This is a genomic window from Bacillus cereus group sp. Sample62 (genome assembly GCF_036851315.1).
GTDB classification, from domain to species: domain Bacteria; phylum Bacillota; class Bacilli; order Bacillales; family Bacillaceae_G; genus Bacillus_A; species Bacillus_A wiedmannii.
In genome coordinates, this window is sequence record NZ_JAFLPK010000001.1 from 1,623,393 (window position 1) to 1,638,689 (window position 15,297).

The window sequence follows — 15,297 nt, forward strand, 5'->3', positions numbered from 1 at the left end:
TGCAGGCCTGCCTTTTAATGAAGCTGAAGTGAAGGAGAACTTGCAATACTTTAAAAATGTAACAGAGGTTTGTGATGAAATGTTAGTTTAAGTGAAAATAAAAAGCGGCATAATAGCCGCTTTTTATCGTTTAAGTCTATATGTTTTTGTACAATCTAAAGCATATATTATTTTGAAAAACTTACTTATAACAAATGCAAACTTTCAATAAGAAGATACATACCCGTACAACTCAAAAGGATATACGTAAATATTTTGAAAATCCGTTGATTAAGCCATTTGAAAATAATTTGACCTATATACAAGCCTAAAAATACGATTGGAATTGCATAAAAACTTGATTCCCAAATTGTTTTGTTTGTGCCAGTAAAGAGTATTTGAGTTAGTAGACTAATGGAATATATGAATAGATAAAAAGCTAAAGTAGTTGCTCTCAACTTTTCTTTTTTCGTATCAGTTCCTGTAAAGTACAGTAACAGGGGAGGTCCGGGCATACCGATACTTGTCGTTAAAAGACCGGATAATCCACCCACTAAGAAATCTCTAGATTTTGTTGATTTAATTTTAAAGTTGCATATTAGCATCAACGTTAATAGTAAGAGCAGGATGCTAATTGCTAATTTAAAAGTGTTGATGTTAATGGAAGTGAAAATGAAAATACCAAAGGGAACACCAGCTATACTTCCGAAAATTAATCTTTTCAGTAGAATAAAATCAATGTCCATTCTTATTTTCCAGATGAGTGATATGGAAATAATTAATGATAAAATGATATTTATTTGTATAGCTTCTTGTGGTAGAAATAACATGAGTAAGAAAGGTGTTGCCATAATAGAAAAGCCAAAACCTGTACTTGTCTGTAAAATAGAAGCTACTAATATAATACATATGAAAATGAATATAATCTCCAAAATTGCCCTCCTACATAATCAGATCCAATACATATTTTAACATAAAGTGAAACTTTAATCAGTGGGGGGCTTGCTGCCCTTTAATACGCGAAAAAAAGCGACAACATAGCCGCTTTTTATCTTGCAGTTGATGATCCTGTAGCGTTAAAATATTTTTCTCGTGAAGGCGTCATTACCCGGATTGCTAATAAACAGGAAAGGGAAAGAATGAGTAATGAGCTACTTATTACAGTAATTTGAACGGAAAGAAATTGAGCAGACGCTCCAATTGCTAAAATGAAAAAGATTTGGATGAAATTTTTTATGGAATCAAACACGCTATCGATACGTCCTATCATATGTACAGGGATGTTATTTTGATAAAATGTTATAAAGCCGGTACCAGCAAATGATGAAGAAATGCCAAGTAAAATGAAACCGCCTGCCGCGACTATAAATGAATTTGAAAAGGCGAAAATTACATAACCTATTGCTGTGAAAATCATACCGAATCCGATACAATATTGAATCGGTAATCGTTTAGCAAAGAGAGAAACAAGAAATGAACCGAAAATATACGCAGCACCAGTTATACTAACAAGCATGCTATATTCCATGTCGGATAAAAACAGTACTTGTTTTGTGAATACAACTTCTTGTGAATCGAGCGCCATAGAAACAAGCATAGTGGCTTGAAATAAAACGAATATGAGAATGATGTAAGTTTCAGTTCGAGCGAATGAAAAAACTTGTTTCCAATCACTTCGTAATGTTTGTACGAAAGTATTTGCAACTTCTTCGTTTTGCTTTGTTTGTAGTGTAATGTTTGGCAAGAAGTAAATGAGAATGGTAGAAAGTAGAAAGGAAAGTGAGTTGCAGTAAATTACAAAGGGTGCTGAGTACGTGGTGAGAAGTATTCCAGCAAGGGCTGGACCGATAATAAAAGCCCCGCTTGTACAAAAGTTATTCCAAGCGTTGAATTGAGCGCGTTCTTCAGCTCGTATGAGCATTGTTCTATAAGAAAATGATGCTGGATCGAAAAATGATGTAGCAATGCGAGTCAAAAAGATAAAAATATAAATGGCCCAAATAGAATCAAATAGTGGAACACAGCCAATAAGAGCTGCCCGAATTATATCTGTGATGAGCATAATGGACCGTTTGTTTAATCGATCTACTATACTACCAGACCATATTTTTGTAACAACGGTGGCAATTGGACCTACAATCCATAATCCTGCTACAGCAGCAGGGGAGTTTGTGCTATTTAACACCATTATGTTTAAGGCGATGAGATACATAAAATCACCTAAACGAGAAATTCCTGTTCCCGACAATAATAATAATTTATTTTTCATGAACAAATGGCCCTTTCTTTCATTGTTTTTTAATCCTGCAGGAAATAGCGTATTCCTCTTCAGAGTTTGATTGACGAGCGGTTTTATTCTCCCAGCGTAATAAAACTTGTGTAACTTCCCAAGTAAGCTGTTGTAATTCCTCTGGAGTTAAAAATAAATGAGATACAATATGACTGCCTGTATTCGTTCCCTCTGTGCCGCTTTCTTCAATATAGAAATGAGCAGATTTTGCCTTGTAATATTTTTCAATAATTCCTCGTTTTTCTTTCGTTTCTACTAATTCAAGTAATCCTCCATCATATAAAATTTGAACGTGATAATGAACGCTACCAGCAGATTTATTTAGTTTAGTAGCTACTTGCTTTGCAGTGAGTGCTTCATCTTTTAAAAGGTGAAGAATTTGAATGCGAGTTGCGTTGGAAATGAGCTTTTGCTGCTCAGCTGAAATAGTAAGTCTATCGTCAAACATTATGACATCTCCTTTCTTATAATCTAAATTTATTGTACATTCTAAAAAAATAGAACGTAAGGTAAATAAATCGCCTTTTTCCTTTATATTTCGACATAAATAAAAATAGCATGTACATAAACATGCTATTAAGTGATAGTAGATTCTTCACTCAGTTTCCCGCGATAAAACAGGTAAAGCCATATAAAACTAACACAAATACAGCAGATAGCTAAAAGGCTACCAATAACTTGCGGAGAAAGGACTTCTAAAAGCGCTCCAGTAAAAAACATAGATAGCTGAATAAGAAATCCGTAAATGGAATAATGGAATGAAAAAACTTTACCCATCATATTTTCCTTCGTATAAGTTTGAAGTAATGTTGTATCAAGTGGAACGATGATTCCTCCTGCTATGCGCATACAGAGCAATGTAATGATACCGATAATAAGTTGATTGGACAAAATGAATCCGAGAAAGAAAATTCCTTGTAGGAAATAGGCCCAACCGAATACTTTTTTCATTTTTTCTTTATTTTTAGATATATAAAAGTTAACGAGGAGGCTTCCAATCATAAGCCCAGCCCCTTGAACCGTATATAAAATTCCAATATTGGTGTGGAAAATTTTTTCGGCATAGATCGTTATAAGTAGCTGATAAGCGCCTCCAATCATACCCCATGAAATGCCGACAAGAATTAACGTTAAAATGATTTTTGTTTGTAATATGTATGTGTAACCATCTTTTATATCAGTAAAAAATGGTTTTTTCTTGTTACAAATATCATGAGAAGGGACACTCATAGTATAGATAAAATAGGCTGAAATAAAGTACGTTAGGCTGTTGATTAAAAAAGCGAACTCAATATGTAAAGATTGTGCAAGGATTCCGCCCAAAGAAGCCCCCATAATAGACATAAAACTATTAATTGTGCTAGAAAGAGAGTTAGCAGTTACGAAATGATTTTGGTGTACGATATTTTTTAAGGTTGCTTGTTTAGCCGGCTCAAATAAACAAGAAAGTACGGATAAACATATATTAGAAATGAAAAAAATCTCAATTTTATATAGTGCAAATAAATAAGTGAGGACGATTATGCCTCGTAAAATATCGGTAAAAATAAGAATCTTCTTTTTAGGAAAACGATCTACAACTCCGCCTATGAAAGGACTAAGCAGAAGTTGAGGCAATCCTTTACTTATAAAGGTGAGTGCGATTATAAACGGAGATTCCGTTATGCTATAGATGAATGTTAATAAAGCTACAGTATGAAACCAATCTCCAAGTACACTTAACGTTTGCCCGTAAAATAGTTTATTGAAGTTTTTATTTGTTTTTAGAAGTGTGGAATAAGAAACTGACATAAAATTTAATCTTTATGTAATGATGATGCTTGAACTTGTTTTTTCCACTCGCTTAAGTACACTTTCTCCGCTGTAGGAAGTCCAATAGGTAATTGTGCAATTAATTCTAAACTATTTCCGTCAGGATCGTTAAAGTATACGGCGGCATGCGCTAATTCTGGAAAAACAATCGGTTCAATTGGTTCCATTCCAAAATCTTTTCGTGCTGAAATGCCTTTTTGATTTAGCCAATGAATCGCATTTTCTAAATCATGTAAGCTTACTTGAAAGGCGATGTGTCTTAAAGAGGGATGATAATTAACTTTGTATTCTGTGCCTTGCCAAAGACCGAGCCAACTTTCGTTTTCTTTAATCCAAAAGAAAGCAATATCATCTCCTCTTTTATATAATTTCAGTCCAAGTGATTCATAAAAAGATATTGATATCTTTAAGTTACTGACAGGTAAATGTGCTTCGTAAAGACCTTTAATCATTGTAATCCTCCTTAGTAAAACATTTCTTATTTCATAGTAAACGTTTTTTTATTAGTTGAAATCACAAAAAAGAGGGATATCACTTCATACGAAAGTATGAAAAAACAGCTCAAATATGAGCTGTTTTCGTATAGTTTTTCGTTCATTTGTTAAGGATAGGATATATTAGTATCCGTATCCGCCGCCACCCCAGCAGCTACATCCGATGATGATTAGAAGGATGAATAGTACGATAAGCAAAGCAAATCCACCGCCGAAACCAGCGCAACTTCCACCATAGCTCATATGTTTTCCTCCTTTTGAGTAAGTTAATCTATATAATTCATGGACTACTATATACAGTATGTTTTTTGTATGGAAAAGGAGCCAGTCTCTTTTGTAATTAGACAAACGCCTGTATGGTCATTTTGATTGTATATTGTGCTAGGGATATGTGAAGAAATCGTTATATATTTTGCGATTTGTTCATAAAAAATATAAAAATTGTAAAAAAACCCATTTTTATATTTTTTTATGAGAGGATTTGTACTATAATTTTACAAGTAATATTATGGGAAAAGGGAGTTTTAGTAAAGAGATGGAGATGGGAAAATTACACAATAAAATAGAAAACAAAAAAAAAGAGCTAATTCAACTTGTTGCTAGACATGGATTGGAACATGATAAAGTTTTGTTATTTAGCCGAGATTTAGATATACTTATTAATAAGTTTATGAATGTAAAAGATAAAGTACATAAATAATTTGCAGTTTTTTATATTAAGATATTTTGCGAAAAAGGAGAGAAAAGTATTTGGAACATTTACAAGAAGAGTTATATAAACAAATAAAAGAAGAAAAAGGTATTGTTACAGTTTTTTTAAAGAGTGGCGTTAGAATAGTAGGAGAAGTTGTTGCAATAGACAAATTTACCGTTTTAATGTTAGTTGATGGAAAACAACAACTGATTTACAAGCAGGCTGTATCAACGATAATGAAATAAGACACTCAAATTGAGTGTCTTTTCATTATCGTTTGCAAGCTTCCACGTCAATGCCAGCAGCTAGTAATTTCTTTTCGCCATCTTGTTCAATCATTTTTTGTAATTTAGATAGGAAAGAATCAAAGTTTGTATGCTTTGCTACTTGGAAAGTCATTTTATGCTCAATTGGTAGCCATGTATCAATATCAGCTTCGTTATGCTGAATTTTCACCTCAAGCTTATCAAGTGCGTTAGCTACTTTTGCTTCGTACGTTTCTTTCGCTTCAAACTCCATCCATAAATCATATAATTCCTCACCGAGAGAACCTTTTAATGTTCGTTTAATATTTAAAATGGCTTCTTGCTCATTTATTTGTTTTTGTAATTGTAATTCATGACTATTCATTGTATCAAAAGCAGGAATATCACCAGCTTCTGCTTCGACTAGGTCGTGAATGATAACCATTTTAAGTAATTTTTCAATATTTACTTTTTGATCTAAATAAGGCTCAACTAAAATGGCCATTAGAGACATGCGCCACGTATGTTCAGCAACGCTTTCTTGACGTCCGTTAGAAAGCCAGCTATGTCGCATTTCATATTTTAGTTTTTCTGCTAGTGCAATGACTTGTAAAATGTTATGTTCCATTGTAATCCTCCTCATATTTCCATACTGTAATTCTAATATGGAAATGAAATGTGTCAATTCTATGAGTATATTGCGATAAACAGATGATAAGCGTATAATACTTATTATATGTGAAAACGCATTATTAAAATAAAAAAATGTTTTATAAAAATGAAAAGGGAAGGGCAGGAATATGGGAGACGAAAATCAAGGATTTGCTAGACCACAAAGAAGAAAAAGGAAGTTTGACATTTCTAGCCCAGTCGGCATTATAGTAGGTTTTGCTATAGTGATAGCGGCAATTATGATTGGCGGCGGCGGAATAAAAGCTTTTAAAAACTTTTTAGATGTTTCATCTATTTTAATTGTCATAGGGGGAACTACAGCGACAATTGTTGTGGCATATCGATTTGGAGAAATAAAAAAATATACGAAAAGCATCTTTACTGTTTTACATAGAAAAGAAGAAAATTTAGAACAGTTAACGGATTTATTTGTTGATTTTTCTAAAAAGTCTAAAAAACACGGCCTACTTTCTTTAGAAGTTGATGGAGAGCAAGTAGACAATCCTTTTATTCAAAAAGGAATTCGATTAATGTTAAGTGGTTACGATGAAGATGAATTAAAAGAAGTGTTAATGAAAGATGTTGAAACGGAAGTGTATGAGTTAAGAAAAGGGGCAGCATTATTAGATAAAATTGGCGATTTCGCTCCAGCTTGGGGCATGATAGGGACTTTAATCGGTCTTATCATTATGCTTCAAAACTTGCAAGACACATCGCAAATTGGTACAGGGATGGCAGTTGCGATGTTAACGACGTTGTATGGGTCAGTACTTGCAAATATGATTGCAATCCCTCTTGCTGAAAAAGTGTATCGTGGTATTGAAGATTTATATACAGAGAAGAAGTTTGTTATTGAAGCGATTTCAGAATTATATCGCGGTCAAATTCCTTCTAAATTAAAATTGAAACTCGATACATATGTATACGAAACAAAGATAAAAAAAGTAAAACGAGCAGCCTAATATTTCAAGGAGTGGTATGGTTATGATGCAACGACCGCAAAAGGGATCGCCTCGTTGGATGACGACTTTTACAGATTTAACGATGTTATTATTAACTTTCTTTGTATTACTAGTTGCTACATCAAAGCAGGATGCAGTAAAATTGTCAAAGATGCTTGAAAAGTTTAGTGACGTGGAGCAAGTAGATGCAAAAGTAATGGGAAATACAATACCAGATATTTCACATGAAAAAAATGATGAAAAAATGGTCTCTAAAAAGAGAATGGACGAATTATATAAAAAGTTAAAAGCATATGTAGATAATAACGGTATTAGTCAAGTGAATGTATATCGAGAGGATACGGGAGTAAGCGTCGTTATAGTAGATAATTTAATATTTGATACGGGTGACGCGAACGTTAAACCGGAAGCGAAAGAGATAATAAGTCAATTAGTTGGATTTTTCCAATCAGTACCAAATCCGATTGTTGTTGAAGGGCATACAGATAGTAGACCTATTCATAATGACAAATTCCCTTCTAACTGGGAGCTGTCTTCAGCAAGAGCAGCTAATATGATTCACCACTTAATCGAAGTGTATAATGTGGATGATAAAAGGCTAGCTGCGGTAGGATATGCAGACACAAAGCCAGTTGTACCAAATGATTCACCGCAAAATTGGGAGAAAAACCGTCGCGTTGTCATTTACATAAAAGAATAGTATATTATCATTTTAATAATAAAATAATGAAAATACGAAAATTCTTTTAAAAAAATATTAAATTTTATCATTTTATTTTGTATAATGAGTGAGAATGATAAGGTGAAATATTAAGATATATTTATACATAGAAGGAGAGAATTAAAAAGAATGGCACATAAAATTTTAGTTGTAGACGATGCGATGTTCATGCGAACGATGATTAAAAACTTATTAAAAAGTAATTCTGAGTTTGAAATTATTGGTGAAGCAGAGAATGGAGTAGAAGCAATTCAGAAGTTTAAAGAACTTCAACCGGATATTGTAACATTAGATATTACTATGCCAGAAATGGACGGACTTGAAGCGTTAAAAGAAATTATTAAAATTGATTCAAGTGCAAAAGTTGTTATTTGTTCTGCAATGGGACAACAAGGTATGGTATTAGATGCAATTAAGGGTGGAGCAAAAGACTTTATTGTAAAGCCATTCCAAGCGGATCGCGTAATTGAAGCTTTAACAAAAGTAGCAAACAGCTAATATAGAAGGGGTGCCACAAGGAATCTAAACATTGATAGCGGATATGCGTGTGGCCCCCTTTTTTCTTGCTTTAAAACACTAAATTGTTATACATAAATGAAATGTTTGTTAGACAGGTAGGGGATGAAAATGCAAACAGATCTATTAAATATATTTTTTGAGGAATCAGAAGAACATTTACAATCGCTAAATGAAAATGTGCTAACTTTAGAACAAAATCCCACTGATATGGATGTTGTGGGAGAAATTTTCCGCTCAGCCCATACATTTAAAGGTATGTCAGCGAGTATGGAATTTACGGAAATGGCGGATTTAACGCATAAAATGGAAAACGTTTTAGATGAAATTCGTCATGGAAATATAGTTGTAAATGCAGAGATTATTGATGTGATTTTTGAGTGCATTGATAATTTAGAGAAGATGGTTGCAGATGTGCAACAAGGCGGAATGGGCAATATTGATGTAATTACAACTAAGCAGAAATTAGAAGCATTATTGAATGGCAATGTAGAAACTCCTGCGGAATATATTGAGCAACAACCTATAAATAATGATGATGCAGTTTCGCATGAAGTGCATATAACTGTTGAGCAACATGCTATTTTAAAAGCAGTACGTGCAATTATGTGTATTGAAGCACTGCAAAATGTAGGTAATGTACAAAAAACAGTTCCAAGTATTGAAGAAATTGAAGCAGATGCTTTCGGTTTTGAGTTCACAGTATTTATGGATACTGATCAAAGTGAAGAAGAATTAAAACAAGTAGTGCTTCATGTTTCTGAAATTGAGAAAGTAGAAGTGAAGCAAGGACATACATCAAAAGAAGTAGTCTCGAAAGAATTGGGTACACAAGAAGCTATGCAGGAAGATTTACAAGCGGCTACGCATGTGGAATCAACTAAAGAAGTATCGAAGCAATCTGCTAATGCTACACCTGCTAAAAGCGCTGCAAAAACGAAAAATGGTAAAGTGGAAAATCGTTCCATACGTGTTCAATTAGAAAAAATTGAAAGATTAATGAACATGTTTGAAGAAAGTGTAATTGAGCGTGGTCGTATAGATGAATTGGCACAAGCAATTCAAAACAAGGAATTAATTGAGCATTTAAATCGATTAGGCGATATTTCAAAAGATATTCAAAATGTACTACTAAACATGCGTATGGTACCAATTGAAACGGTATTCAATCGTTTCCCGCGTATGGTACGTATGTTAGCGAAAGATTTAGGGAAGAAAATCGATTTACAAATTACAGGTGAAGACACCGAAGTTGATAAAATTGTTATTGATGAAATCGGTGATCCACTCGTCCATTTAATTCGTAATGCAATTGATCACGGTGTTGAAACTGTTGAACAACGTCGTGATGCAGGGAAAAATGAGACAGGTACGATTAAATTAGAAGCGTTTCATAGTGGCAATCATGTCGTTATTCAAATTACGGATGATGGAAATGGAATTCATAAAGGGAAAGTATTAGAAAAAGCGATTAAAAATGGTGTTGTAACAGAATCTGAGGCAAATAAATTAACGGACCGTGAAGTATTTGATTTGATCTTCCAACCAGGATTTAGTACAGCTGAAGTTGTATCCGACCTTTCTGGGCGTGGCGTTGGATTAGATGTAGTGAAACATACAATCCATAGTTTAGGTGGACATTTAATTATTGATTCTGAAGAAGGAAAAGGTAGTACATTTAGAATTGAACTGCCATTAACGTTGTCCATTATTCAATCTATGCTTGTTCAAACGAATGATAAACGTTATGCTTTCCCTCTTGGTAATATTGTTGAAGCAATTCGGATTAAGAGAGAAGACATCCAATCCTTACAAGGAAAAGATGTGTTAAATTACCGTAATCAAATTATTGAAGTGAAGCATTTAAGTACTGTATTTGGTGAGAAAACAGTAGATGAGGCGTTTGCGTCATATGATGGTCAAATGGTTCCTGTGTTAATTGTTCGTAATACACATCGCAGCTATGGACTTATTGTAAACACAATTATCGGTCAAAGAGAAATAGTCCTAAAGTCATTAGGTGACTTCTTTGCAGAGAGTTCGAATTATTTCTCTGGTGCGACAATTCTCGGTGATGGACGAGTGGTCCTCATTTTAAACCCAGAAGGTTTATAATAGGAATGAAGGAAAGCTCCCCACTTGTATACAATTGGGGAGCTTTTTGGCTAATCGTTACTAATCTAAAAATGGGAATAAATACATATTAACGTTTTATATAATAAGTTTGTTAAAATAAAATGAGAGTTTATATCATTTGATAGAAAAACAGAAATGAGGAGGCAGAGAAAATGCCTGAGCAACACACAAAAGGGGATACGAGCACAATTGTGCTAGAAAAAGAAAATGAGCATTTAACGCCTCAAGAATGCGATATTCTTGGCGAAATTGCAAATATATCATTTGGTTCAGCTTCGACTGTATTATCAACAATCTTAAATAGGCAAGTAAGTATTACTGCTCCTCGCATAGAATTGGTAGATTTATATGATTCAAGCGACGTCGAAGTTCCACACGTTGTATTAAACATTCATTTTACAAAAGGATTAGATATGGAAAACCTTCTTGTCCTTAAGCAAGATGTTGCATTATCCATTGCTGATTTAATGATGATGGGAACAGGTGAAGTGGAAGACGGAAAAGAACTTGGTGAATTAGAGCTAAGTGCTGTACAAGAAGCGATGAATCAAATGATGGGGTTCGCAGCTACATCTATGTCAGAATTCTTTCAAGATACAGTAGATATGTCTCCGCCGACAATTAAAGTTGTAAAGTTATCAGAAGAAATGGAGAAAATTTCTGAGATTGATGGGAATCAAACGATTGTTAAAGTATCGTTTGATTTAAAGATAGATAATCTTGTAAACTCTAAACTTGTGCAAATTGTTTCAGTTGAACATGCGAAACGAATGGTAAATAAATTAATGCAATTATCTGGTGGAGTAGAAGAAAAAGATGAGCCAGCAGAAGTAGTGGAAACTGAGATTGTAGAAGAACAAGTTGAAAAAGAGCATTTAACACAAGAAGAGAAAGATGTCCTTGGTGAAATTGCAAATATTTCAATTGGTTCAGCTTCAACAGTATTATCAACACTATTAAATCAGCCAGTTACAATTAGTACGCCCAATGTAGAATCAATCAATGTTCGTCATTATGACGGAGTACCAGTCCCGTTTGTTATTTTAAATGTTGATTTTGTTGAAGGGCTAAAGAATGAAAATGTATTCGTATTTACGAAAGATGTCGCTTTAACAATGGTAGATTTAATGATGATGGGAACAGGGGAAGTTGATCCAGAGAAGGAGCTTAGTGAATTAGAACTGAGCGGTATTAAAGAAATCATGAACCAAATGATGGGGCATGCTGCGACGGCGATGTCAGAAATGTTTCAAGAAAAAATGGACATGACACCACCAAATGTTAAATTCGTAACGTTAAAAGAAGAAATGGAATATTTGGGAGAGTCAATGAAAGTGGACGAACTCGTCCAAATTACGTTCAACCTTGAAATTGGCGACCTGCTTCAATCGAAAATGTATCAAATTTTACCGATTTCAGAAGCGAAAGAAATGGTAAGAAGACTTCTATATCCAATGATGGAAGAGGAAGAAGAGATTGTTACGGAAGAAATTGAAGAAGAAAAAATTGTAGAACCTGTTGTGCAACCTATTGAATTTAAAGAAGTAAAACAAATGGAACCAGTATATATGGACACATCAATATTACAAAATGTGGAAATGAATGTGAAGTTTGTATTTGGAAGCACAGTGAAAACAATTCAAGATATTTTAAGTTTACAAGAGAATGAAGCGGTTGTACTGGATGAGGATATTGACGAGCCAATTCGTATTTATGTAAATGATGTATTGGTGGCGTATGGTGAACTTGTAAATGTAGATGGATTTTTCGGAGTAAAAGTGACGAAATCGCTATAAGTCGTTGAAATAGGAGTTTGAGCTAGTAGATGAAAAACGTAAAGTTTTTTCTAATGAGCTGGTTATTCATACATATGTATTTGTTCTTTCCTCTGCAAAGTCAGGCGGAAGAACAAATTGAGCCAGATCAAAAACTAAATAAAATGAATGTACAAGAAGAAAACAAAGAAGTTCAAGAGCAGCCAGAGCAAGTGGAAGTGAATCAAGGTAAAGAGGAACAACAAGAAGTAGCAAATGAACAAGAGGTCGAAAAAAAGATAGAAACGGATCAAGGGGTTATTACAGTAAATAAGCCAGAATTAAAAGTTGGCGAAGAAGTGCGGGTTATTGTAGAGCCGAAAGAGCAAAATGTTCAAAGTATAAAAGGTATTTTGCGCTTGCCAAAAAAAGGCGATCAGTATGAGCAAGAAAGAATGCTATCGTTTAAGTATGAAGAGGAAACAAAGCGATGGATTGCTAACTACAAGGTCGAAACTTTTGATTTGCAAGGTGATTGGAATCTTCAGCTCATTCAAAGTTCTAAAGAAACTGAGAAAGAAGAGCTTATAGAAAATGAAGTGAAAGTCCCATTTATTCGTATAAATAATGACACGCCAACAATAGATAAAGAACTGCCGAAGTTGCATAAAGTTACTGTTGACGAGGCGAAAGAGAAGCTAATTGAACGGAAAAAAGGCGATTCTATACGTGTGCGAGTGAAGGCGACAGACGTAGAATCAGTTGTGAAAGAGGTTCGTGTTACATTAAAAGGGAAAGAAAATAAAGAGATTACATTTTTATTAGATTACAATAAGCGCGACATGGATTGGCAAAAAGTATTTGAAATAACGGATGCGTTGCCAATCGGGACATACGAAATACTTGTAGAGATAGTGGATGCGGCCGGCAATAAACTGGTTGAGGAAAGTGAGTATAGCGTTTCTATTTTGGAGCAAAAAACAGAAGAGGATAAAAAGGTAGAAGAACGAAAGAATGAAGATAAATTAGAAGATAAGGAAGAACCTGAGAAAGAACCAGAGAAGCAGGAAGACTCAAAAATAGAGATCCCGCTCCTGGAAGAAAAACCGCCAGTTGTTCAAATTCCGAAGCAAGAAGAGAAAGTAAACGATCTTATAAAAGAACCACTGAAAGAGAAAGAAAAAATTACTTATGTTATAAAAGAGCCTCTCACAGACAACAAGGAAGTAAATAAAGCGAAGGCTCAAAAAGATAAAGATAATAACAATCAAGTCATTTCGAAAAAGAAAGAGAAACAAAAAGAGCCAGAAGATAAGAAAGAAGCTAAAAGTGAACCGGGAATACAGGCTTCTAATGTATTTGCTATCATGTCAGGTTTATTCGTATTGTTTTTAGTTTTAAAAAGTAATAAAGAATGGGGCTAATTATTTCATAGTAGTGGAGGCGCTTAAATGGAAATTAAACGTACGACAATTGAAGATAAGACGCTACAACCATTAAAACAGCCTGCAGCTATTTCGGAACATGAAATTCAGAAAGAACGAAAGCATAGCAATTTAGTGTTTACTGGACAGTCTAAGGTTATTTCGAAAAATAATGAAATAGGGATTTTACTTGCGAGTTTAGGTGATGGAAAGGTTATGAAGGAAATGCTTTCTAAAGAGATGGATACAGTATTACTACTCTTTAAAAAGTTACATACATTATCTGGAGAAGGAAAGCAAACAGAAAAAATATTTGAACAAGTAATGAGAAGCCTGCAAGGACTTGTGAAACAGGCGCATATAAAAGAACTTCCTTTGTTAGATGGAACGTATGATTTCGCAGAAGTACAACTATCATTTGGTAGAAAGGTACATATTCCGTTATTAGATGTAAGTGCACTCATTTCTAGAGTGGAAAGTGATTCTTCAGAAGGAAATATAAATTTAATGGTAACGGTTATTACTGCTTATATAACGAAATTGTCTAACGAAACCATTTTAATTAGCGTTACAGACCGCACTGCTAAAGAGCGGGATGTAAGCGTATGGAGAGCACTTGCAGAAATGAATATGACACAATTATCACAGGCTTTGAAACATACGATGCAAGAACATAAATGGTCTATGACGTTTCTTTTTCTCTTTGTATGGATTGTTGCTATTATTTTAATTCGAGTTATATAAAAAGGTCGTCACTTTACATTGTGACGACCTCTTTTATATTTTTTCGTAGAAGAATGTATCAAATCTCTGAAGATTATAACGTTCAGGTGTTAAAATTTGTTCGGTACTACCAACAAATAGTACGCCGCCTTTTCTTAAAGAACGACTAAACTTTTCATAAAGTTTTACTCTTGCTTCTTCAGTAAAGTATATCATTACGTTGCGACAAATGATTAAATCGTAATTTGTATCGAACGACTGCATTAACAGGTCGTGTTGTTTGAACGTGACGTTTTGCTTAATATTTTGATGTAATGAATATATATCATTCTCTTTTGTGAAATGACGCTCTTTCAAATCGATAGGTAATTCTTTTAAAGAACGTTCTGTATATTGACCGCGTTTTGCAGTTTCTAAAATGTGAAAATCAAGATCTGTTGCTTGTATTTCAAAACGAAATGGAGCTAGATGCTTCGATAAAATTAAAGAGAGTGTATATGGTTCTTCACCGGCAGCGCAAGCGGCACTCCATACTTTTAATTTTCCGTTATTTTGTTCAAGTAATTTTGGTAGTGCTTTCGTCTCTAACGTTTGCCAACGTTCTTTATTTCTAAAAAATTCTGAAACGTTAATTGTAATATAATCAATAAAACTTAAAAATAAATTTTGATCAGTACGTAAATTACTTAAAAAATTAGTGTAGTTCTCAAAGCCTTTTCTCGAAATAAAAGCATCGATTCTACGACGCATTCTATCTTGTTTATATGAAGCGATATCCATATTGAATTGTTGTTTAAAACTCGCGATAAAATGATCATAATCTTGTTCAATTATCATATTTATAATAGGCACAATAACGATATTGTGCCTCCCCC

The 15,297-nt window shown here is 33.9% G+C and carries 17 protein-coding genes and 1 pseudogene; 10 read left to right on the forward strand and 8 right to left on the reverse strand.

The features are described 5' to 3' along the window. Window positions 1–13: 13 nt before the first annotated feature. Window positions 14–91, forward strand: a pseudogene (locus J0835_RS08240) (glutamine amidotransferase); the annotation flags it as partial. A 94-nt stretch (window positions 92–185) separates the two neighbouring features. On the opposite strand, the gene J0835_RS08245 reads toward J0835_RS08240, so the two are convergent. From J0835_RS08245 to J0835_RS08270, 6 genes are all read right to left on the reverse strand, one after another. After that, the gene (locus J0835_RS08245) at window positions 186–911 is read right to left on the reverse strand and encodes a sulfite exporter TauE/SafE family protein (RefSeq protein WP_087980045.1); all 726 of its coding nucleotides are present in this window, start codon (window positions 909–911) and stop codon (window positions 186–188) included. 116 nt (window positions 912–1,027) lie between these two features. After that, window positions 1,028–2,248, reverse strand: coding sequence for an MFS transporter (locus tag J0835_RS08250; protein ID WP_087980046.1), 1,221 nt, complete (start codon window positions 2,246–2,248; stop codon window positions 1,028–1,030). Between the two features lie 19 nt (window positions 2,249–2,267). Continuing rightward, window positions 2,268–2,717 (reverse strand): ArsR/SmtB family transcription factor, encoded by a 450-nt coding sequence (locus J0835_RS08255; RefSeq protein ID WP_000459092.1) that lies wholly within the window; start codon window positions 2,715–2,717, stop codon window positions 2,268–2,270. A 128-nt stretch (window positions 2,718–2,845) separates the two neighbouring features. Next, on the reverse strand, window positions 2,846–4,060 hold the full coding sequence (locus J0835_RS08260) for an MFS transporter (RefSeq protein WP_087980047.1): 1,215 nt from the start codon (window positions 4,058–4,060) through the stop codon (window positions 2,846–2,848). Window positions 4,061–4,065: 5 nt separating this feature from the next. Next, window positions 4,066–4,533, reverse strand: coding sequence for a VOC family protein (locus J0835_RS08265; protein WP_087980048.1), 468 nt, complete (start codon window positions 4,531–4,533; stop codon window positions 4,066–4,068). A gap of 165 nt (window positions 4,534–4,698) precedes the next feature. Then, complete coding sequence (locus J0835_RS08270) at window positions 4,699–4,818, reverse strand: YjcZ family sporulation protein (RefSeq protein WP_000120179.1); 120 nt, start codon at window positions 4,816–4,818, stop codon at window positions 4,699–4,701. Window positions 4,819–5,056: 238 nt separating this feature from the next. On the opposite strand from J0835_RS08270, the gene J0835_RS08275 reads away from it, so the two are divergent. Both J0835_RS08275 and hfq read left to right on the forward strand, forming a co-directional pair. Next, the gene (locus tag J0835_RS08275; RefSeq protein ID WP_033656016.1) at window positions 5,057–5,275 is read left to right on the forward strand and encodes an aspartyl-phosphate phosphatase Spo0E family protein; all 219 of its coding nucleotides are present in this window, start codon (window positions 5,057–5,059) and stop codon (window positions 5,273–5,275) included. A 50-nt stretch (window positions 5,276–5,325) separates the two neighbouring features. After that, on the forward strand, window positions 5,326–5,514 hold the full coding sequence (gene hfq, locus J0835_RS08280) for an RNA chaperone Hfq (RefSeq protein WP_071743559.1): 189 nt from the start codon (window positions 5,326–5,328) through the stop codon (window positions 5,512–5,514). 25 nt (window positions 5,515–5,539) lie between these two features. Here the strand turns inward: hfq and J0835_RS08285 are convergent, their stop codons facing one another. Next, entirely contained in the window at window positions 5,540–6,142 is a 603-nt protein-coding gene (locus J0835_RS08285) for an HD domain-containing protein (RefSeq protein ID WP_064476552.1), read from the reverse strand. 172 nt (window positions 6,143–6,314) lie between these two features. Between J0835_RS08285 and J0835_RS08290 the strand changes: the two genes are divergently transcribed. The 7 genes from J0835_RS08290 (at window position 6,315) to J0835_RS08320 (ending at window position 14,443) form a co-directional block, all read left to right on the forward strand. Beyond that, on the forward strand, window positions 6,315–7,148 hold the full coding sequence (locus tag J0835_RS08290) for a flagellar motor protein MotP (protein ID WP_048566818.1): 834 nt from the start codon (window positions 6,315–6,317) through the stop codon (window positions 7,146–7,148). A 22-nt stretch (window positions 7,149–7,170) separates the two neighbouring features. Continuing rightward, on the forward strand, window positions 7,171–7,848 hold the full coding sequence (locus J0835_RS08295; protein WP_048566819.1) for an OmpA family protein: 678 nt from the start codon (window positions 7,171–7,173) through the stop codon (window positions 7,846–7,848). 150 nt (window positions 7,849–7,998) lie between these two features. After that, a complete protein-coding gene (locus J0835_RS08300) occupies window positions 7,999–8,367 on the forward strand; it encodes a response regulator (protein WP_000940570.1) in 369 nt (122 codons plus the stop codon). A 129-nt stretch (window positions 8,368–8,496) separates the two neighbouring features. After that, window positions 8,497–10,500 carry a chemotaxis protein CheA gene (locus J0835_RS08305; RefSeq protein ID WP_087980049.1) on the forward strand — a complete coding sequence of 668 codons (2,004 nt, stop codon included), beginning with the start codon at window positions 8,497–8,499 and terminating at the stop codon, window positions 10,498–10,500. A 173-nt stretch (window positions 10,501–10,673) separates the two neighbouring features. Further along, window positions 10,674–12,317: a flagellar motor switch protein gene (locus tag J0835_RS08310; protein ID WP_001115029.1), complete on the forward strand. Its 1,644-nt coding sequence runs from the start codon at window positions 10,674–10,676 to the stop codon at window positions 12,315–12,317. Window positions 12,318–12,346: 29 nt separating this feature from the next. Continuing rightward, a complete protein-coding gene (locus J0835_RS08315) occupies window positions 12,347–13,699 on the forward strand; it encodes a transglycosylase (RefSeq protein WP_087980050.1) in 1,353 nt (450 codons plus the stop codon). A 27-nt stretch (window positions 13,700–13,726) separates the two neighbouring features. Further along, window positions 13,727–14,443, forward strand: a complete 717-nt coding sequence (locus J0835_RS08320) for a hypothetical protein (RefSeq protein WP_087980051.1) — start codon at window positions 13,727–13,729, stop codon at window positions 14,441–14,443. Between the two features lie 33 nt (window positions 14,444–14,476). Here the strand turns inward: J0835_RS08320 and cheR are convergent, their stop codons facing one another. Beyond that, window positions 14,477–15,259, reverse strand: a complete 783-nt coding sequence (gene cheR, locus J0835_RS08325; protein WP_048561275.1) for a protein-glutamate O-methyltransferase CheR — start codon at window positions 15,257–15,259, stop codon at window positions 14,477–14,479. Between the last annotated feature and the right edge of the window lie 38 nt (window positions 15,260–15,297).